The organism is Rhizobium lusitanum (genome assembly GCF_014189535.1).
GTDB classification, from domain to species: domain Bacteria; phylum Pseudomonadota; class Alphaproteobacteria; order Rhizobiales; family Rhizobiaceae; genus Rhizobium; species Rhizobium lusitanum_C.
This window is the reverse complement of record NZ_CP050307.1, coordinates 2,140,604-2,161,253: the sequence shown is the minus strand read 5'-3', so window position 1 is coordinate 2,161,253 and position 20,650 is coordinate 2,140,604. Positions and strand designations below refer to the sequence as shown.

12 protein-coding genes and 3 pseudogenes are annotated in these 20,650 nt (G+C 59.6%); 4 read left to right on the top strand and 11 right to left on the bottom strand.

The genetic code is table 11. From position 1 onward, the window contains the following. Window positions 1–106 precede the first annotated feature (106 nt). The gene (locus HB780_RS12885) at window positions 107–916 is read left to right on the top strand and encodes a phosphate/phosphite/phosphonate ABC transporter substrate-binding protein (protein ID WP_183688278.1); all 810 of its coding nucleotides are present in this window, start codon (window positions 107–109) and stop codon (window positions 914–916) included. A gap of 252 nt (window positions 917–1,168) precedes the next feature. Here HB780_RS12885 and HB780_RS12880 read toward each other — a convergent pair whose 3' ends face one another. The 11 genes and pseudogenes from HB780_RS12880 to HB780_RS12830 form a co-directional block, all read right to left on the bottom strand. Then, on the bottom strand, window positions 1,169–2,347 hold the full coding sequence (locus tag HB780_RS12880) for an acyl-CoA dehydrogenase family protein (protein WP_183688276.1): 1,179 nt from the start codon (window positions 2,345–2,347) through the stop codon (window positions 1,169–1,171). A gap of 5 nt (window positions 2,348–2,352) precedes the next feature. Then, entirely contained in the window at window positions 2,353–3,456 is a 1,104-nt protein-coding gene (locus HB780_RS12875) for an LLM class flavin-dependent oxidoreductase (protein ID WP_183688274.1), read from the bottom strand. 290 nt (window positions 3,457–3,746) lie between these two features. After that, window positions 3,747–4,829, bottom strand: coding sequence for an LLM class flavin-dependent oxidoreductase (locus tag HB780_RS12870; protein ID WP_183688272.1), 1,083 nt, complete (start codon window positions 4,827–4,829; stop codon window positions 3,747–3,749). Beyond that, window positions 4,826–6,555 (bottom strand): annotated as a pseudogene (locus tag HB780_RS12865) (dipeptide ABC transporter ATP-binding protein). The gene HB780_RS12870 and the pseudogene HB780_RS12865 overlap by 4 nt, the downstream one beginning before the upstream one ends. Continuing rightward, window positions 6,534–7,382, bottom strand: a complete 849-nt coding sequence (locus HB780_RS12860; RefSeq protein WP_183688270.1) for an ABC transporter permease — start codon at window positions 7,380–7,382, stop codon at window positions 6,534–6,536. The pseudogene HB780_RS12865 and the gene HB780_RS12860 overlap by 22 nt, the downstream one beginning before the upstream one ends. Beyond that, window positions 7,379–8,388 (bottom strand): annotated as a pseudogene (locus HB780_RS12855) (ABC transporter permease). The gene HB780_RS12860 and the pseudogene HB780_RS12855 overlap by 4 nt, the downstream one beginning before the upstream one ends. Window positions 8,389–8,424: 36 nt before the next feature. Then, window positions 8,425–10,070: pseudogene (locus HB780_RS12850) on the bottom strand (ABC transporter substrate-binding protein). A gap of 567 nt (window positions 10,071–10,637) precedes the next feature. Continuing rightward, window positions 10,638–12,971 (bottom strand): molybdopterin guanine dinucleotide-containing S/N-oxide reductase, encoded by a 2,334-nt coding sequence (locus HB780_RS12845; protein ID WP_183688268.1) that lies wholly within the window; start codon window positions 12,969–12,971, stop codon window positions 10,638–10,640. Window positions 12,972–13,089: 118 nt separating this feature from the next. Further along, entirely contained in the window at window positions 13,090–13,692 is a 603-nt protein-coding gene (locus tag HB780_RS12840; protein WP_183688266.1) for a 2-hydroxychromene-2-carboxylate isomerase, read from the bottom strand. Window positions 13,693–13,704: 12 nt separating this feature from the next. Next, window positions 13,705–14,274, bottom strand: coding sequence for a TetR/AcrR family transcriptional regulator (locus HB780_RS12835; RefSeq protein WP_183688264.1), 570 nt, complete (start codon window positions 14,272–14,274; stop codon window positions 13,705–13,707). Between the two features lie 1,049 nt (window positions 14,275–15,323). After that, window positions 15,324–16,310, bottom strand: coding sequence for a helix-turn-helix transcriptional regulator (locus tag HB780_RS12830; protein WP_183688262.1), 987 nt, complete (start codon window positions 16,308–16,310; stop codon window positions 15,324–15,326). Window positions 16,311–16,519: 209 nt separating this feature from the next. Here HB780_RS12830 and HB780_RS12825 point away from each other — a divergent pair, with 209 nt between their 5' ends. The 3 genes from HB780_RS12825 to HB780_RS12815 are packed head-to-tail and all read left to right on the top strand — an operon-like array spanning window position 16,520 to window position 20,616. Then, window positions 16,520–18,754: a TonB-dependent siderophore receptor gene (locus HB780_RS12825; protein ID WP_183688260.1), complete on the top strand. Its 2,235-nt coding sequence runs from the start codon at window positions 16,520–16,522 to the stop codon at window positions 18,752–18,754. Window positions 18,755–18,782: 28 nt separating this feature from the next. Beyond that, the gene (locus HB780_RS12820) at window positions 18,783–19,439 is read left to right on the top strand and encodes an O-methyltransferase (protein ID WP_183688258.1); all 657 of its coding nucleotides are present in this window, start codon (window positions 18,783–18,785) and stop codon (window positions 19,437–19,439) included. Between the two features lie 49 nt (window positions 19,440–19,488). Continuing rightward, window positions 19,489–20,616 carry an ABC transporter substrate-binding protein gene (locus HB780_RS12815; RefSeq protein WP_183688256.1) on the top strand — a complete coding sequence of 376 codons (1,128 nt, stop codon included), beginning with the start codon at window positions 19,489–19,491 and terminating at the stop codon, window positions 20,614–20,616. Window positions 20,617–20,650: the final 34 nt, after the last annotated feature.

Below are 20,650 nucleotides of genomic sequence, written 5' to 3'. Positions count from 1 at the left end.
CAGCATCGCCGCTCGAATGCTTGCCCGTTACGGCCGGAGATCGCAAGAAGGCGCCGTCACGCTCGTTTCAAATATATTCTATCAGACATCGGTGAGAGTTTGAAAAATGCGCCTTGCAAGCCTTGCGATGTATGTCAGTCCACCACCGGTGGCCGAAGCCACGACGGCGTTTTGGCGTTTCCTTCGAGATGAACTACGCCGGGAAGGCGTTGACGGCGTTCCGGAATCACTGGACGATCGGGTCCAATACAACGAGGCGTGGCTTCATCCGGACCTGTTGCTGGCGCAGACCTGCGGCTATCCCTATGTCAAACACTTGCGTGGCAAGGTCCGGCTGGTGGCAACCCCGATCTTTGGTCATCCCGGTTGCGACGGTCCCGAAAAATGCAGCTTCGTCATCGTCCGAAAGGAGACCGAAGCGCATTCACTGGAAGACCTGCGCGGCGCCAAGGCGGCAATTAACGAGCCCGACAGCAATTCCGGCGTTAACCTGTTTCGTGCCGCCATCGCGCCGCTTGCCAGAAATGGTCATTTCTTCTCCTCGGTCATCGAAACCGGTGGACATTTAAACAGCATCGCCGCCGTTTCCGCTGGCATCGCCGATGTGGCCGCGATCGACTGTGTCACCTATGGCAATACGCTGCGCTTCGATCCGGAACGTCTTTCCGGAGTGCGGGTTCTTGCGGAGACCGTCAAAGGGCCGGGGCTTCCGTTCATCACCCGGGCAAACGCCACGGACGAGGAGATTGTTAAACTTCGTAGCGCGCTCGAAAAAGCGGCAGTCGAACCGGCACTTGCCGAAGCGCGTGACGCACTATCCCTCAAAGGCTTCGCCGTCCTTACCGATGCGGATTACCAGCCTCTGGCCGATCTAGAGCGTGACGCGCAACGTCTGAATTATCCTGTTATCGCCTAAGCACCGCCCAGCGGAAAATGAACCATTTCGCCTCGCGTTTGCATGCCGGCGGCGGATGTCGCCGCCGGGCTGAAGCGCTGTATGAGTGCCGGGAACTTACACCCGCATGGCATGCGCAATGGTTGAACGGATTTCCCCCGTTGGCAGTTGGGAAAATCGAGGCGCGGGCTGTCGATCACGAAGAAGGCGGAGGCCTCAAGCGGATACATTTTAGGAGAGCATGAGATCTAGGAAGGCGGTCTGTCTGTTCCGTTAGGCTGTCTTGATGACGGTAAGCCCTGGATAGTCCAGGCGGGCGGCTTCTTCTCGGTTCCATCGATCAAAGGCGGCACGGCCCAGTATCGAAACAGATGTGTCTTCCTGCGGTGCATGGACGAGCACGGACTGAACATCCCTGAAATGCCGCTCAAGCCCCAAGTCTGAACTAAGGCCCGGATTGCCGATGCCGCGTACCGCGATCTGCACGGCTTCGCGTAGTTGCCGACCCGCGATGAGCCGCGCCCTTATCAGCCTTTCCGCATCCCCATGGTCGGCTTCGAGCGCACCGAAAATGATTTGACGGGCGCCGGAGACGAGCAGGTCGATCTCACCCGAGAGCGCCACGAACCGCTCCGTTCGGGCAATGGGATGGCCCAGATTGGCCGGCACGCGCTCATGCGCGAAGCGAATGAAGGCTGCTTGCGCGGCTTCGGCCGCGCCGAGATAGATCGCGGTCAGCGCCAAGGTGATTGCCGCATGGGCGCGATTGTCCTGCTGGGCCACCGAAGGATCGACGAGTTCCAAAACGTTTTCCGCTGGGATCTCGACGTCGGTATATTCGACGTCATGCGACCCTGTGGCGCGCATCCCCAAACTGTTCCAGTTCTCGATGACATGTATGCCGGGCAATCCGTTTGGCACGACGAACGTTCCGACGCGCGCAGGCGTTTCGTCAGTATGCGCCCAGACAAGGAAATGGGTCAGACCGTATGCGCCTGTCACGAAGCGCTTGCGCCCCGTGATGGACCAGCCGTTTGCCGTGCGGCGGGCGACGGTCGCGGGTAGACCGCCGCGTGCCGGAGATCCCAGTTCCGGCTCGACGCGTGCGGCGTTGAGCAGCAGCGGTCGCTGCTTTCCCTCTGCAAGCAGCCGCCTGTACAGATCGTCCGGCCAATGGTTCTTTGCGGCCTGGCCGAGATGACTGAAGATCGTCATGGCACTGATCAGCGCCACCGATGGATCGCCGCGCCCCAGCGCCGCCAGAATGTGGGTGGCATCGTTAAGCGTGGCGCCTGCGCCGCCGTAGCGGGTTGCAACCGTGCTCTCAAGAAGGCCGCTCTGATGAACGGCACGGATACCGGTCCAGGGAAATTGACCGGTTCGATCCGCATCCGGTGCGGCTTCTGCGACAACACGCACGGCTTCGTCTAGGACGGTTGCATCATAGGACATGCGGGTCACGCGGCAGCCTTGTTGTTCGCATCTTCCCGTTCGCGAATGCCTTCACGCACAAGCGGCAGGATGTAACGGCCGTAATCGACCGCATCGTTATAATTGTCATAGCCTCGGATAGAGATCAGATCGGCGCCAAGATCGATGTAGTCGAGGATGGAATCTGCGATGGTGCGCGGCGAACCCACCAGCGCGGTCGTGGCGCCGCTAGCGTTGGTCGCGGTTACCGTCGGATACCAAAGGGCACGGTCATGCACATCACCGCGTGCCGCAATGTCCAGAAGCCGCTGCGAACCGACATTGGCCGGGCGCGCAGCATTGAGTGGCGCGCGCGCCAAGCCTTTCTGGCGGTTTTCGTTCAGCCGATCCAGAATTCCGTGCGCCTTTTTCCACGCCAGTTCATCAGTTTCCGCCACGATCGGCCGGAAGGTGACCCAAATGCGGGGGCGATCTGTCCGACCCGCCTTTGCGGCTTCCGCGTATATCCGCTCGATCTGCTGCTTTGTTTCCGCAAGCGGCTCGCCCCAGAGCCCGAAAATGTCGCCCAGTGAACCCCCGATACGATACGCGGCATCCGACGAGCCGCCGACCGAAATTGGGATCAGTCCATTGGTGGGGTGCACCGCGCTACGGAATTGCTTGAACTGGTAATATTTCCCATCGAAATCGAAGGGTTCCGTTGATGTCCAGACCTGACGCAGGATCCGGATATATTCCTCCTGCCGCTCGTAGCGCTCCTCCTTGTCGAGGAAGTCGCCTTCACGAGCCTGCTCTTCGTCGCTGCCGCCTGCAATGAAGTGAACGACGACGCGCCCACCACTCAGCTGGTCGAGCGTCGCCAGTGATTTGGCTGCGACCGTCGGATAGACGGTGTTCGGGCGCAAGGCCACGATGATCTTGATATTCTTCGTGTGTGCCAGAACCGTTGCGCCGATCGTGAAGGGATCGAAAGACGAGGACGAGTAGGGGATCAGCGTATAGTTGAAGCCATAGTCATCGAGAGCACGCGCGTACCGCTCCAGGAATAGAGGATCCACCGGCGCGTCGGGAATGGGGTTGAGCTCGTTCGACGCGTTAGGAAAGCTTACACTAATGAATTCCGCGGCCATGTGAGCTCCTTCAGGTTGCCGACCAATGCACTGACGTTAAAGCGCGACGGCAGGGTGAGGAAGACAGGTCTTTCTTATTCTATCGATTTTATAGAAAATATTCGCTATCCCTGCCGGTTGAATAGGACTCGTTCCCCGATATCGTCCTTATACGGGCTGGTCGTGAGTGGAATGCCGCTGGGCGCAACATGTCCTCCGATCCTAAGACAGGTCCAGAGTGCTCATTCTTGTTGCCACAAGTCCCCAATGTGGTCGACGATTTCAACTGGAACGGGATAGGTTTTTCGTCGTTACCAGCCCGGCGACCAGCCTAGCCCCGGCGCGACTGTCTCGATCAGATCGGTCAGCAACCGCACGTTCTCGGAGAGGCCGAAAGCGGGGGGTAGGAAGAGCACGACCTCGTCCGCCGCGGCAAGGCCTGGATCATTGAACACTGCCTCAATCACCTGATCGGGCGAGCCTTGGAAAACAGGCGAAATCTGAACGCCGGCTGGCTGGCTAGGGGGCGCGAGAGCCCCTTTGGGACGCGACGCGGCAATTCCCATGGTGCGACGTTCGAGGTCATAGGCAGCGTACTTCTCCCGGAGTTCCGCGGTGGTCCCAACCAGGATGGAGGCGGCGACGGCGACCGATGGCGGTTCCGTTCCCCATGTCTCACGCCAGGTAACGCGGAAGGCTTCGATGATACGAGCCTGGTACTGCCCGAAGGTCTCGCCCTCGGCTTGGTCGTGTTGCACGGTTCCCGAGATAAGCCCGATCCCGAGCTCGGCCGCCTGGATTGCCGAGTTCAGACTGGCTGAGCCTTGTCGAATGCGCGAGCGCAAAGTCGGGCTATGCGGCGTCACGCGCAGCTCGGCGCCCTGCGGGCCACCCTTGTCCAGCCCGCCGACAGTGTGGAGGACTTCGCCTGCGATTGCCGAAAGGAAGCGCGCCTGGCGGCGTTTGGCTTCCGTTCGGGCGTCTGTGTCGACTGTACCGAACACCGCGTCGAATGTCGCGTTGGCACCGGTCGAGATCGCAAGTTCAAGCCGGCCGCCGATCAGCAAGTCAGTCGTGCCCGCCGCTTCGGCGAGCAGGATAGGGTCCTGATAGCGCATCGGGATGACCGCCGATCCCAGCATGATATGCCTGGTGTGCTGACCGGCGGCGGCGAAAAACGGAAGTGGCGAGGAAAGGTAGTGGTCGAAATGGCGCTGATAGGCCCAGCCTGACTGGTAACCCAGCCGCTCCGCTTCCTTGAAGAGCTCGATCCCGTCGCGCAAGCCCTGCGCCGGTCCGGCTTCGTCGTTGAACGAAACCCTGGTGTTAAAGCCAAGCCGCTGCTTTGGGCGGAACGACGCGGGCAGCGTACTGACAGGCGCAGCGATGGTCATGCGATCTTTTCCTTGCTGACGATCCGTCGGGGTTGCAAGCGGGACACGCGGGCACTTCCGGCAATGCCGGACGGGATCGACTCAAGCAACGACCGGGTATAGGGCTGCTGGGGTTTTTCAAAGATGTCGGTGACGGTCCCATGTTCGACGATGCGCCCCCGCTGCATCACCGAGACGGTGTGGGCGAGTTGGCGAACCAGCGCCAAATCGTGGGATACGAAGACATAGGTCAGGCCAAGCTTGGATTGCAGTGAAAGCAGCACCTCCACAATGTCCGCCTGGACGCTGACGTCGAGCGCGGAGGTCGGCTCGTCGAGCACGATGACATCCGGCTTGAGGACCAATGCACGTGCAATCGCCACGCGCTGGCGCTGGCCACCTGACAAGGCTTCCGGCTTGCGCAAAAGCAGGTGCTCATCGAGCCCGACATCGGCCAGCGCTTCGCGAACCCGCTCGGCACGCTCCGTGGCGGTTCCGATCTTGAACCGGTCGAGTGGTTCGCGCACCAGCTGCTCGACCCTCCAGGTCGGATCCAGCGAGGTGAACGGGTTCTGGTAGACGAGCTGAAGGTGGCGCCATACCGCGCGCAGCGAGTCGTGCGAGCGACCGTTGAGCTGCTCGCCGGCGACCGCGATCTTGCCGGTGTCGGGTTGCTCTAGCCCAAGCAGCAGCCGGATTGCGGTCGTCTTGCCGGAGCCGGATTCGCCGACCAGCGCGTGTGTGGTGCCAGCAGGCACGTTAAAGGACACGTCATTGACCGCCTTCAGAACCTTGCCATCGACCGTGAAAGTCTTGGTGACGCCGCTAACCTCAATCTTCGGTGCCTTGCCGAAAGTGGTATTGAGTAAACGGAAGCCGGGGTCGCGTAGTGCGGCGTAGCGGTCCGGGTTGAGGGCCGGGACATCTCCATGCAGCTTTTTCGCATAGGTCGATTTGGGCGATGAGAAGATATCCGATGTTTTTCCGGCCTCCTGCACCACTCCACCCTTGAGTACCACCAGCGAGTCCGCCCGTTCGGCGGCGATCGCAAGGTCGTGGGTGATGAGGAGAAGGCTGATATCGAGCTCGTGCTGCAATCGCGACAGCAAATCGAGAATGCGCTTCTGGATCGTGACGTCGAGGGCTGAGGTGGGCTCATCCGCGACCAGGAGCGCTGGCGCGGCAGGACCGCGAGCCCAATCAACACCCGCTGCAGCATACCGCCGGACAACTGATGAGGGTAGGAGTCATAGATCCGCTGGGGGTTGTCGAGCCCGACCTGGGCGAACGTTTCCAGAATGAGCGCCTTGCGGATTGCCTTGTTCGGTTCGTCGATGAGCGCGGCCGCCTCCATCGACTGGGCGCCGATCGTCCGGACGGGGTTCAGCGAGTTGCCGGGGTCCTGCGGAACGAACCCGATAGCGCGTCCTCGCAGCGGCCGAAAACGACGCTCCGAAAGCCCCAGCGCTTCCTGGCCGGCGAACTCGACTCGGCCGGTAGCGTGTCCTCCGGCGGGGAGCAGTCGCAGCACTGCGCGGGCAATCGTCGACTTGCCCGAGCCAGACTCTCCGATAAGGGCGAGGCTCTTGCCGCGACCCAGTTCGAATCCGACGTTGGAGACGACCTCTTGCTTTCCGTAGGAAACCGACAACCCGTCGATCCTGAGCAACGGGGCTGGTCGTTGAGATATCGATCCGGTGGCGTCAGGGCGAGCGAAAAGCTCAGTCAGTCTGTCTTGCGGAGCCATCGGCTGATCCTGTTCACAGAGAGGACGGTTGCGATCGTGACAAAAGCGGGCGCGTAAACGAGCCACGGCCATTTGAGGTAGTCCTTGCCGATCGAGATCAGCAGACCCCAATCGGAGGCGGGCGGCGGGTCGCCGTAGCCGAGGAAAGCAAGACTGGCGATCACCAGGATGGAGTCGCCGAACTGGAGCACCGCAAGCGGCAGCACCGAGCGTGACGCATTCGGGAGTACGTGACGCCACAGGATGTGCCAGCGCGACCCGCCGAGGAGAAAGGAAGACTCGACGAATGTCGCCTGCCGGGTCTTGATCACCTCCGAGCGCATCACCCGGGCGAACAGAGCCACGGCCGAAACACCCGTTGCGATGGCCGCATTCGTGGTGTCGAAGCCGATCGCGGTGACGACGATGACGGCCAGCAAGAACTTTGGAATTGCAAGCAGAACGTCGACTAGCCGGGCAAACACGGTGTCCACCCAGCCGCCGAAGAAGCCGGCCAGTAGGCCGATGAGCCCGCCGGCGACAACACCGATGACCACGGCGATCAGTGCGCTCGCGACCGAAGAGGCTGTGCCATAGACGACGCGGGAGTAGAGATCGCGACCCAGGTGATCGGTGCCGAACCAGTGCGCGGCACTTGGGCCAAGCAGCTTTTGAGCAGGAACACCGTTGATCGGGTCATAGCTCGTGAACAGGCTCGGGACGAGCGACCAGGCGATCGCGAGCGCGACGACTGCGAAAGAGAGTGCGACAACAGGCGGTACGCGGAAAGCTGTCAACCGGCTGATCGCGGTGACGCGTGTGGGAGAGTAGGCGGAGGCGAGGGTCATGGCGTCACCACCTTGGAAATGCCGACGGAACCCTCGTCAGCTGTGGTTGGACGAAGCTTGGGGGCTCCGAGGAGCTTTATGCGTGGGTCGAGCAGTGGGTAGAGAAGATCGGCGATCAGGTTGACGATCACGAAGACCACCGCTGCCAGCGAGACGACCGCCTGAAGGACGGGCAGGTCCTGCGTGCTCACCGACCTTTGCACCAAGCTGCCAAGACCGGTGCGCCCAAAGACCGTCTCGGTGATCAGCGACCCCCGAGCAGTTCGCCGATAGTCAGCGCGATGACGGTAACGACCGGCAGCGACGACGGCTTGAGCAAATGCTTGGCGAACAGGCGCATTTGCGAAAGGCCGCGTCCGCGCGCGACAGCGGCGTATTCCTGGCCGGACTCATGGTCGAGGTTGGCGATAAGCACCTCGGCGATTTGCGCGGAGATGGGGATGCCGAGCGCGATCGCCGCGAAAAGTGTCGCCCAGAAGCTATCAGGCTGGATCACGCGAAAGACGCCAAGCTGGAAACCAAAGAGGTGGATCAGAACCAGGCCGATCACGAAATTTGGCACCGACAGGAACAATGACGGGAAGCCTCGCAGCAGGCCCTGGCCAAACCGTTTTGGAAGAAACTGTGTGCCATAGGCGATCACCGCTGCGAGCAGAAGCGCGACGACGAGACCCGACGAAGCGAGGACAAGCGTCGACGGGAGCACCTCGGCGATCAGAGTTGTCACGGGGCGATTGGTCCGCATCGACAGGCCCAGATCACCGGTGACGAACCCGGAAAACGATGTCCAAAGCTGGACCGGGATCGGCTTATCCAGACCTTGGGCGGCGATGATCTCCTTGATCTCGTCCTGTGTGAACCCATTCTGGGGGTTGTTCAGGACGTTGGAGATCGGGTCGCCCGGCAGGATGCTGACGACAACGAAGGTGAAGACATAAGCCAGCAGGATCACGACGATCGCCTGCACGAGGCGCTTTGCGGCGTAGTTTAGGTAGGCTTTGCTCATGCCCGTCACCTTCTTACTTTGCGGTTGAATTATGGGCTACTCGCTTTTCGTGGCCGTGTAGTAACTGGCATAGGCGACACCGTTGTAGACCTCGCCCTTGAGCTTGGGAGACTGAGCGTAGATTCGCTGAACGATCTGCGTGCGGGGGATGAAGTAGCCCTGATCAAGAATGTACTTCTGCAACTCGTCGAGGAGCGGTTTGCGAATTTCCGTGGAGCCAGCGCCGGCGATCTTGTCGCGTAGCTCATTGAGTCTCGTGTCGCTCTCGTCGAGAGCGAACCAGTTCTCGCCGCTGTTGGCGTTGGTCAGAATACTGGCGACGGTCCCGGCGTCGATGAAGCTACGCGTTACCTCGTAGGCTGGAACAGCCGGACCGCCGTATTTGACCTTCTGGCCGAAGGTGACAACATCGTAGGCACGGATGGAGACTTTCCAGCCAATCTTGCCGAGCTGCTGGGCGATGAGTTCGTCGACTGATTTGGACGTTGCGAGGTAGGGGTTGGAATTCAGCGTCAGCAACAGCGGCTCGCCGTTCTTTGTGCGGATGCCGTCGGCGCCCTTTTTCCAGCCCGCCTCATCGAGAAGCTTTTCAGCCTTGTCCGGGTTGTAGGCCAACAGATCGCTTTGGTCCGTCGCGCCGGGTACGTTGCTCTGGATGAAGGATGTCGCGAGCTTCCAGTCGGGCGTGTAGACGGTGTCGATGATCTCCTGGCGATTGATGCCGGCCTGGAGAGCCTGACGTACTTTCACGTCGTCGTACGGAGCAAGCTTGGTGTTGATCGCCCAACCGTTCACGAAGCCGAGATAGCGCGGTGTCGCGATGGTGAAGCCGTCTGCCTTGAGGGACTCCAACTCCTGCGGCGAGGCGTTGTAGGCGACATCGGCTTGGCCGGACTGCACGGCTGCAACGCGCAGCGACGGTTCGGACACCAGCTTGTAGGTGATCGTGTCGAGATAGGCTGGGCCGGTGTGACCGACCGCCGGAGGACCCCAGTTGTAGTCCTTGCGCTTGACCAGCTTGACGAAGTCGCCCTCCTTCCAGGAATCGACCACATACGGGCCGCTGCCGGAGGTTTTGCCGAGGTCAGCCTGCTGGGGGGCGGGCTGCGCGATGGTTTTCGGGGAGATGAGGATCGAACCGTGGTAGCCGAGAGTCGGGATGAAGCCAAGCGTCGGCTTCTTGAAGAAGACCTTCACTGTGCTCGCGTCGATTGCCTGGGCATGGTCGTAGGTTTTCGGGAAGAGACCAATCGGGTTGATGCCCTCGTTCTTGCGGCCTGCGTACCAGATGTCTAGGTTGGCGACGACGGCTGCCGCATCAAGCGGAGTGCCGTCGGAGAAAGTCACGCCGTTCTTCAGGTGCAGGGTGAACTCGGTGGCCGTGTCGTTCTGCTCCCACCGCTCGGCGATCCAGGGGCTAACCTTGCCGTCAGCATCGACGTAGAGGAGCTTGTCGGTGACGTGCCCCCAGATGTGGCCCTGGAAGCTGGAGATCGCGCTGTTGTTTGGGATCCAGGTATCGCCCAGGGAGTCGATAAGGAAAGTGATCTCGCCGCCGTTGCCATCAGCGCTCTGAGCCGGAGTGAACCCTGCCGTTGCCACCAACATAGCGGCGCGGCAGCTGAAGTTGTTATCAGCAGTCGGCGCCGGGAAAGAGAGAGCAAGCTGGAACGTTCGGTCATGAGAAAATCCTGATGGTTCGGGTTGTGTCTGATAGGGCGCGTAGCGCTGGCTGTTGCTGTTCCGCAGATGTATTTGATCCGGGTATTGCAACTTCAGGCGCGATATCGACCGCCATCAGACGTATTTATCGGCAAAAGCGCTCGCTCTAACCGCGAGGTAGCGATGGTTGGATTAAGGGGTCTGATGAGTTGCGCGGGGCCGCTGTAAGGCTCATTCCCGACTTAATATTTGTGTCACGGCATCGGTTTGATGGCTTTGTTTGCCCCTCAGCATTGAATGCGTCCCTTAGTTTCTTTGACAAAAATCATGAGGGACAGCGTAGGCAATCCGCATCGGGCAAGAAAGACTAGTTGTTCTTATTCTATAGATTTTATAGATTTTTTTGTTTCGTTTTCGGCTTTGCTAAGGATCAGCTTTTCCGGCGTGTAAAGATCCTCTTGGTGGCGCCCTTTTTCAAAAGGATCCCGAGTTTGGTTGACGGAATTCCGGTCCCTATTGTTCCGCGACCCTCGTAGGCAATAACTTCTATTGGTGGGGCTCGCTGGCGGGGCAGGTGCAAACCAGATTCACCTGGGATCAGCGATCCCGCCGGGCTCGGCAGCACGCTCCATGAATTTCATCATCTCGAATATCTGCACGGGGGGCGCCTCGCCGACAAAGCGTTCCACCTCCACTTTGGTGAGCTGTCCGGTCGAGCCCTGGGCGAGTTGGGAGGTTCCAACGTCACGGGTGAGAATATTCGGATTGCCGTGAACGCACATGGTTTTGTCGGCGGTCGCATTTTCGGGCTCGAACCAAGCGCCTGTCGCAAGCTGCATCACGCTCTTTCGCACATCTTCGCTGATCACCGCTGCCGCAAGGCAACTGCCGCGGTCGTTGAACAACCTCACGATGTCGCCATCCGAGATCCCGCGCTCGGCTGCGTCAAGGGGGTTGATGCGAACGGGTTCCCGGCTTTTTATCTTGGTTGAACGGCTGAAATCGCCGTAGTCCAGCTGACTATGCAGCCGTTGATGCGGCTGGTTGCAGACCAGATAGAGCGGGAAGCGACTTTCATTGCCCTCCGCTTCTGCCCGAGGAGGATACCACTGCGGATGGCCGCGGCAATCGTCGTAGCCGAAGCTCTCGATCGTCTCCGAAAAGATCTCGATCTTCCCGGATGGCGTCTGCAGCGCAGATGCGAGTGGATCATTTCGAAATGCACATGCTGGACCTCCGTCGTCGGGCTTGAGCGGAAGGCGCAGTTCACCGTGATCCCAGAACGCCTCGAAGTCCGGAGCGTCGTGTCCACCGGCGACGAGTGCCGCGCGCGTCGTCTCGAACAGGGTGGACAGCCATTCTTTGCTGGTGCGGTTTTCGGTGAAGTTCTCGAATTTTCCGAGACGTCGGGCTATCTCGGAAAAAATCTCATAGTCATCCCGTGCTTCGCCGACCGGCTCGATCAGCTTCTTCATGGCGACCATCAGTGGATCGCGGTCCGCCGCACCGATATCGTTACGCTCGAGCGTCGTGGTTGCCGGCAGCACGATGTCCGCGTGACGCGCGGAGGATGTCCAGGCCGTCTCATGGACGATGATGGTCTCCGGTCTCTTGAATGCTGCGCGCAGCCTGTTGAGATCCTGATGATGGTGGAACGGGTTGCCTCCCGCCCAATAGACGAGGCGGATGTCAGGATAATGCATCGCGCGGCCGTTGTAGTGGAACTCGTCGCCCGGATTGAGGAGCATGTCGGCGATACGCGCGACGGGAATGAAATCCGGCACAGGATTTTTGAACTGGCTAAAGGTGGGCAGTGGAACGGCAAGCTGGCCCTTGCCGATATTCCCCAACGCGCCAAGTGAATAGGCATAGCCGCCGCCATCCAGCCCGATCTGCCCGAGCATTGCAGCGAGCACGATGCCCATCCAGACGGGCTGTTCGCCATAGTCGGCGCGCTGGAGGGAATGGCTGACGGTGATCAATGTCCTGGCGCCGGCCATTGCCCGGGCCAGTCCCTTGATGCTGTCGACGTCGATTCCACAAATGCCGGAAGCCCATTCCGGGCTCTTTTCGACACCATCGCTCCGGCCAAGCAGATAGTCCTCAAAACGCTCGTAACCGACCGTATAGCTGTCGAGAAATCCGCGGTCGTGCAATCCCTCACGGACCAGCACATGCGCGAGACCGAGCATCAGCGCGACATCGGTGCCCGGCACGATCGGAAGCCATTGTGCATTCAACTCGGCGGGAAAATCGTCGTTCAGCGGGCTGACGAGGACAAAGCGCGCGCCTCGTGCGCTTGCACCGTTCAGCGTCTGGCGCACGATATGGGCGCTAATGCCGCCGCCATGTACATCGGCATTTTTGATCGCCATGCCGCCAAAGGCAACGACCAGTTCGCTGCTCCGTCCGATGGCATCCCAGGTGACGCTCTTGCGGTCGAAATGGTCGTATGGTCCCAACACATGCGGGATGATGACCATGGCAGCACCGGAACTGTACGTATTGACGGATCGAACGTATCCCCCCAGCACATTCAAAAAGCGATGGATCTGGCTCTGCGCATGATGGAACCGCCCGGCGCTCGACCAGCCATAGGATCCGCCGAAAACGGCCCCCGGACCGAAGTCTCCGTAAACGCGCCGAAGTTCTGCCGCGACAAGGTCCACCGCCGTCGGCCAGCTCACTTCCACATAGTCGTCCGCCCCGCGATTTTGTGCGTTGTCGGCGGCCCCCTCAAGCCAGCCGCGCCTCACCGCCGGGCGCTTGATACGCATGGAGCTGTCGGCGATTGCCGGCAGGTTTCCAAGCAGAGGCGACGGATGCGGATCTCCCGGATGGGGACGGATTTCAAGCTTTCCATCTTGGTATCGGCCCGAAAAGGCCCCCCAATGAGAGCTGTGAGGCTTGAAGGTGTTCATAGGGAGATATCCAGGCAATCGAGGTCTATTGACAGGCTGCTTCAGGCCCTACTCAGGCTAAATCTTCCCGGGATTCATGATGTCGACGGTATCGCCATGCCGTCGACCTGTGACAAGATCAAGCGAGGAGCTTTTCACCCTTCAGGTGACGCTCGAGGAAGGGCAAGCTGTCCTGACCCCAGTAAAGCTCGCCTTCATAGCGAAAGGTCGGAAGCCCGAAGACGCCGGCGTCCTTGGCGGTCTCGTAGTTGGTTTTCCAGGCCGATTTTACGGATTCGCCTTGAGCGCGCTGCTCCAGAGCTGCGCCATCGAAACCCGCTGCATCAGCGATTGCGCGACGCACCTCGGCTTCGCCGATATTTTCCCGGCGAGACCAGAAGGCCTCCTGAAGAGCCTTCGTCAGCTTCAGCCAGTCTTCGCCCGCATCGATGGCGGCAAGGACCAGGAAACCGGCGGGCGTCGGATCCGACAAAGCGGCACGGTTTTCGAAGTTCAGCTCTTTTCCACGGACCGCCGCCCAGCGCTTGAGGTCCTTCGTCCAGTAGGCCCGACGGGCTTCCGGCCGATTACGGGAATAGATGGCGCCGTTATCCTCAATCAGGGGGATGACATACGGGCGGATCTTGGCGTTCTGTTTGGAAGCAAGTGCCGCGAATGGCTCCAATCCGATGAACGCCCAAGGCGAGCCGATGCCGAAGAAATAGTCAATGGTCTTTGTCATGATCTGGTGCTCTCAAGATGTCCGGTTATGAAGGACCGTGGCGTCGAAGACGGAAAGTGCGCAGTCTCGCGCGACGAGGACTGCAGTTGGATCGCGTCCAACCGCCACCGTCGCAAGCGCTCCTTCATAAAGAAGCGATAGATGAGCGGCCGTCTGGTCAAGGCTCAGCCCGGTGTTGGATATGATGGCGTGGAAAATATCCCTCACTGCCTTCTTGTGGGTTCGGGCGACCGACACAACGCGTTCGGAGTCGCCGTGCTCGGCCACGGCAAGCGCAAATGCGCAGCCGCGGAACTCCGGGCTGTCGGCCTTTTCATACAGACGCTCGAAAATGACGGTGATCTGGTCTCTCGGAGCGCCGGTCGCGTCCAGGACCTCCTGCAGGGAGCGAATAACACGATCGTGGCGATCCTGGAGATAGGCCGCAACCAGATGATCCTTGGACGGGAAGTGTCGATATAGCGTTGCCTTCGCAACCTTGGCTTCCTCGATAATGCGATCTATCCCAACGGCCCGAATACCTTCGCTGTAAAACAGCCCACCGGCTGCGGTGAGAATCTGATCTGATATGGTTTCTCTCATTGAATCGCTTCAGGTTGGTGGTTGCATCGTTGAATAATTAGTCGGCTACATATCATCGCATTGCCGCAAGACTGCTTTTGCTACCTTGGTAGGATCTGTCGACAAGTGACTGGATCGCGTCAAGCGGCACTAAATAAGTAACTGGTGCTTGACGGCCAGCGGAACGGTTCCGATACAACGTTTTCGCTCAACATCGGTGTTCCTTGAAATCCGCATACGTAAATCGGTCACGAGCAGACCGTCTCCTGACAACATAGCCAAGCTTAGGCATGCGAACCGCCTCAAGAAAGACAGGTCGTTCTTTTTCTATTGGTTATGTAGAAAATAGTTTGGAGTTTGGAGGTTTTATCGCCACCTCATTCCTCGCCGACTGTGGACGAGTGTATGGCCAGCGCCCAATTTCTTCAAAGCGGTACACAATGAGTAGTATCTGGATCCGCACATGACAATGTCTTTTCTCATGTGACCTGCCTTCGGTTCAGCTCTCATCAAGATCGGCATTTACGGCTTTCGTAGGAAGCTCGCTGGTTCAACAAAATGACGTGGTCGGACGTTCAAATCTGCTGAAGACGGCTATTTGGCCACTCCGATGCGATAGGCGAATATGACGGCCATCTATTGTCGCCGAATACGCATGAGGATCATCGGTCGCATCGGGAGTGTGGGCTTGGGATCGAGCTTGTGCGGTATTCGAGGCGGGAGATGATCGAAGTCGCCATGGCTGACCGTGTCATTATTCTGGGGGGAAGCACGGGGCCATGGCGTTGCTCGTCATCATGTCGAGCGCGGAACAGACAAACAAGACCTAGCGATCCGATCAAGCGTCGCGGCCGACGTATCCACGGAAGTTCATTCCGGGGAAAGCGATTTCGGCGTTCGGCGGATAGACGCTGCGCGATTGTCGGATGAGCAGTGGAGCGGCGATCGAGCATAGCAACGGGTCGCAGTAGAGTGCGGCGGCTGTCGGGCAAGGCTGCCGAGGGGCGGGGGAATCCTCCGGCATTCAGAGCAATACGTTGGCGTTATGGGAATATGATTGGCAAGCCAGTCTAATGTGATCGGGCGTCCTTCGGTGAAAATCCATATTGCCGTTTAAAGGCGGTCGCGAAGTTCGCCGGGCTGGTGTAGCCGGCAAGGTAGGCGGCTTGGGCGATCGTCACCCCCTCATTCTCAAGCGCTGTCCTTGCCTGCTCCAATTTCAGCCGCCGAATGTAATGGAAGACCGTCGTGCCATAAGCGGCATGAAATAGGCGCTGCAACGTATTAACGCTGACGCCGACTTCGGCAGCCAGCTCTTCAAGGGAGGGCGCAACACGGCTATTGTTGAGCAATTCCTCGGCGCGGCGGAGGTGCTTGTTCTCGGCGGCGCTCAGTCTTGCGCCGGGTGCCGGGACAGAGGAGATCCCCGCCAGCAGGGAAAAGGCTTCCGCGACGATGCCAAGCGTGCGGCTCTCCATGTAGAGGCGCGCCAGATAGGGTTCGAAAACTGGCGGCCTGATTGCCTGCGTGGCCAGTGCCACCAGCGACGCGCTCGGGCTCCAGGATCGTGCAGCAAGCCGCGTTGAGGTGAAGCGCTTCAGGCCCTGCGCGCTTGCATCTCCAAAGACGTCGCCCGACTCCAGCCATTCCGGAAAAATCTTGATTGTCAGCTTGCGCACGCGATCGCCTATGGCGGCCCGGCGGCGGAAGAGTTCCCGCTCCTGCTGGTGGAACAGCGTGGCTGACGGGATCCAGCGGTCGGAGTTTTCGAGCCGATGCGGCATCGGAATGTCCTGGTCGCCGATGCTGGCGCTCACACCACCCTGGAAGAACAGCTTGATTCCCAGGTGCGGCGCAGATTCAGCCTCCGTGTGGAGATCGCAGAGATTCGTGACATCGGAATAATGCACCGTCAGGCCGTCTCTCACGGTCGTCTTTCTGAACGTGCCGCGCAGGACCGTATCATCCGCGCCAATATTGGAATTGATCAGGCGGAAGGCCTGATCTTCCTTCTGCATTTGACCGAAGAATTCGTGCGCTTTGACCAGAGAGCTCATCCGGCGGCCATTCCCATCGCGTGTCGCTGAGCGGTGCCTGATTGCACAAACAAAAATGGCGTTTTCTCAAACAAGTTCGCAATGGCCTTTCGCTAGCAAACGCGTATAACGCAAAAACATGACAAATTCAATCATATTTAGTTGGCAAGCCGTTTGATCTCGGCTGCGCCGACATAAGAATTAGCACCGGGTGCGATCAAGAGGAACGAATGCAACACAGACAGGCCTTTGCAGGATTATTGACGGGAACGGTGAGCCTGCTTGCGGCGACGACGATCGCGGTGGCCGATGATCAGTCTCCGACAGCCCTGGAAAAAATTACGATCACGTCCAGCGATATGCAGGATAAGGGACCGATTGCCAAGCGCGCCCGCGCTGGCAGCAAAACCGATACGGCAATCATTGAAACCCCACAGTCGGTGTCGGTCGTTACAAGCGAACAGATCAAGAAGCAGGGCGCAACCAGTGTTTCCTCGGCACTGCGCTATGAGCCCGGCGTTACGACCGGCTCGCGGCCAGGCGATCGCTTTGACAGCGTTTTCATTCGCGGTTTTGGTGGCTTCGGCCCGAATGCCAACTATATCCATTATTGGGATGGATTGAGGTTGCCGACCGGCATCAATTATGACGTGCCATCGATCGACTCTTACCTCATCGATCGCATCGAGATCATGCGCGGTCCGGCTTCCGTCCTTTATGGTTCCGGAAATCCCGGCGGGTTGGTCAACCTTGTCAGCAAGAAGCCGGAAACTGAAGCGTCCCATGAAGTATTCACGCGCTTCGGTAACAACGGCCGCGCCGAGACTGGTTTCGATTTCACGGGACCGGTCGATGAGGAGGGACAGTTTCTCTACCGGTTGACGGGCGTCGGCCGCCTCTACGATCTCGGCTTTGACAATTCGGACAGCAAGCGCGTGGCTATCGCTCCATCCGTGACATGGTCGCCGGATGCCGATACGACCTTGACGGTGAAGGGTAGCTACACGCGCGACCCGAATGCCGCGCTTACCAACTGGATGCCGGCGCTCGGAACCTTGCAGAAGAATCCGAACGGCCAGATTTCGTCCAACTTCTTCAGCGGCAATCCGAATTACAATTCCTTCTCGCGCACGCAGGCGACGGCCGGATACGAATTCGAGCATCACTTCGATGACGTCTGGACCGTGCGGCAAAACCTGCGCTTCATGCACAGCAGCAGCGATTTCAAGGCTTATTCCGTTCCGGGCGGCGGAAGCGCCTGGGCCTCGGCCGCAAACTGCGGCGGCGTGGCGTATCTGTGCCTCGGCCGGCAATCGACGCATTATATCGAGCAATTCAATTCGCTGGCGGTCGACAACCAGGCCGAAGCCGATTTCGACACCGGAAAGCTCGAACACAAGCTCCTGATGGGCGTCGACTACCAGCAGCTTGACGCGACCTCGACTTACGGCAACGGCGCAGTCACCTATATCAACTATCTCAATCCGGCCTATGAAAGCACGCCGAACGTCAAATTGACCGGACGCCAGAACCAGACACGCTATCAGACCGGCGTTTATCTTCAGGACCAGATGAAGCTCGACAACTGGGCTTTTGTCCTTGCCGGGCGTCATGACTGGTCTTCGCTCGACAGCAGGACGACAACCCTCGCCACAGGCGCATCCACCAATTCCGATACGACGGACGGCGCCTTCACATGGAAGGCCGGGCTTCTCTACGAGTTCGACAATGGTGTCGCGCCCTATGCAAGCTATTCGACCTCGTTCGACCCCACCATGGGAACCGGTTATGGCGGCACCACCTTCAAGCCGACAACGGGCCAGCAATACGAAGTTGGCGTAAAATACCAGCCGACGAACTTCGACGCGCTTTTCACCGTCGCGCTCTATGATCTGACGCAGCAAAACGTGCTGACGACGGACCTGGCACACACGAGCACGAATACGACGCTGACCGGCTGCAGCTCGACCGTCTGCCAGACGCAGACCGGCGAAGTCCGCTCGCGGGGCGTCGAACTCGGTGCGAAGTTCGCGGTCACTGACAATTTCAGCCTCAGCGCCGCCTATACCTATGCCGACGTCGAAGTAACGAAGAGTAACGTCGCCACCACAGTCGGAAAAACGCCGGCCGGCGCGCCTGAACACATGGCAAGTCTGTGGGGGGACTACACGCTCGACTCCGGCGCATTGGCCGGGCTCGGCTTCGGTGTGGGCGTCCGCTACATGGGCTCGACGAATGGCGATGCCGCCAACACCAGGGCCATGCGGGTGCCGTCCTACACGCTGGTGGACGCTGCGATCCACTATGACTTCGGCAATTACGATCCCAAGCTCAAGGGCTTCGAATTAGCCGTCAACGCGACCAACTTGTTCAACAAGGAATTCGTCTCCGCCTGCGCCTCGGCCAACCAGTGCTTCTATGGCACCGGCCGGACGATCATGGCGACAGCCTCCTACAAATGGTGAGGCCCCACGCGGGACAGAAGGATCAGATATGAAACACGTAACAGACATACAGATACGCCAGTACGCCGTCGAATTCGGCACGCGCCTGACCGAACTACAACGGAAATTGCGCGAGGAAACCCTGGCGCTCCCCGAAGGGAACATGGTCAGCTCACCGCCTGCCGGCCAATTGCTCGCTTTCCTGATGACGGCGATCGGCGCTCACCGGGTGCTGGAGATCGGCACCTACACGGGCTACAGCGCACTCGCCATGGCGCTTGCGCTGCCGCCCGGAGGACAGCTCGTTGCCTTGGATGCCAGTGAAGAATGGACAGCGATTGGGCGCCGGTACTGGCAGGAAGCAGGGGTTGCGGATCGTATCGAGCTAAAGCTTGGCGACGCTGTCACATCTCTCGATCAGCTTCTTGCCGACGACGGCGAGGCGCGTTTCGATTTCGTCTACATCGATGCCGACAAGGAAAATTACGACGCTTACTACGAGCGCAGTCTACGACTCATGCGTCCAGGCGGATTGATCTGCTTCGACAATATGTTCTGGGGGCGGTCCGTTGCCGATCCTGAAGACCACAGCGCCGAGACAGTGGCCCTGCGCGATCTAAATCGGAAGATCCGCGACGACGAGCGAGTGGATATGTCCATGCTACCGCTCGGCGACGGCATGACACTGGTTCGCCGACGGCCCTGACTGCCCCGCTCGCAGGCGGCCATCAAGTCCCAAAACTGGAATAATCGCGATGCCCAAGACCATAGCCAGTATCAAGACAGGTTCCATTGTTCGCAAGCAGATCGTGGCGATCGCCGCGCTTCTGATCGCCTTCACGATACCGACGCTTGCGCGCGCTGACATCATCCTGAACGATCTCAAGGGCCGCACGATCACGTTGGCAAAGCCCGCAAGCCGCGTGCTGGTGGACGACGGCCGTCTGATCCTGGCGCTTTCCTTCCTCACCGACGATCCGGTCAACCTTGTCGCGGCCTGGCCGCACGATGTCGATCGCTTCGGCCGCGAACTCTACGCCACCTACCGGCAGAGGTTTCCGGCGATCGATAGTCTACCGAAATCGACGAGCAGCGCCCAGGACATGGTCGCCGAGCAAGTCATCGCCGCAAAGCCCGATCTCGTGGTGCTGTCGCTCTATTCGCATCCTGCCGAGCAGCAGCTTGAGCAACTCAGCCAAGTCGGGATTCCGGTCATCTTCATTGATTTCGTTGCCGATCCCTTCGCCAATTCGGACCGGAGTCTCCAAATCCTGGGTAAGGCCATCGGCCGCGAAACCGAGGCCGACAAGGTTATCGCCTTCCGCAAACAGCAAAAGGATCTGATCGCCGAGCGCGTTGCCAAGACCGATCCGTCCGACAGACCTGCGGTCTTCATGGAGACACATGCCTCGACGCAGGAGGCTTGCTGCAATTCACCGGGTACGGGCAATGTCGGCAAATTCATCGACTTCGTGGATGCGCGCAATATTGGCGACATCCTCGCCGGCAAGCCGTTCGGGCAGATCAGCCTCGAATATGCGCTTTCCTCGAAGCCCGACGTCTATATCGCCAGCGGCGGCGAATATATGGCGAAGCGTGGGGGGCTTCTGATCGGTCCGCATTACAGCGCGCAAGACACCAGGGACACGATGGCGAAACTTCTCGACCGCCCGGGCTTCGCCGCGATCCCTGCCGTGACGACGGGAGCAGTGCACGGCCTGTCGCAACAGATCTTCAACTCACCCCTTGATCTACTGGCGCTCGAGCTGATCGCCAAATGGACCCACCCGAAGCTGTTTCAGGACATCGACGTCGAGGCGACTCGGCGAACACTCAACGGCTTCATGGCCGTGCCGCTCACCGGAACCTACTGGACCGACTGACGGTCGTTAAGGCTGCGGCGACAGCAGCATAGAC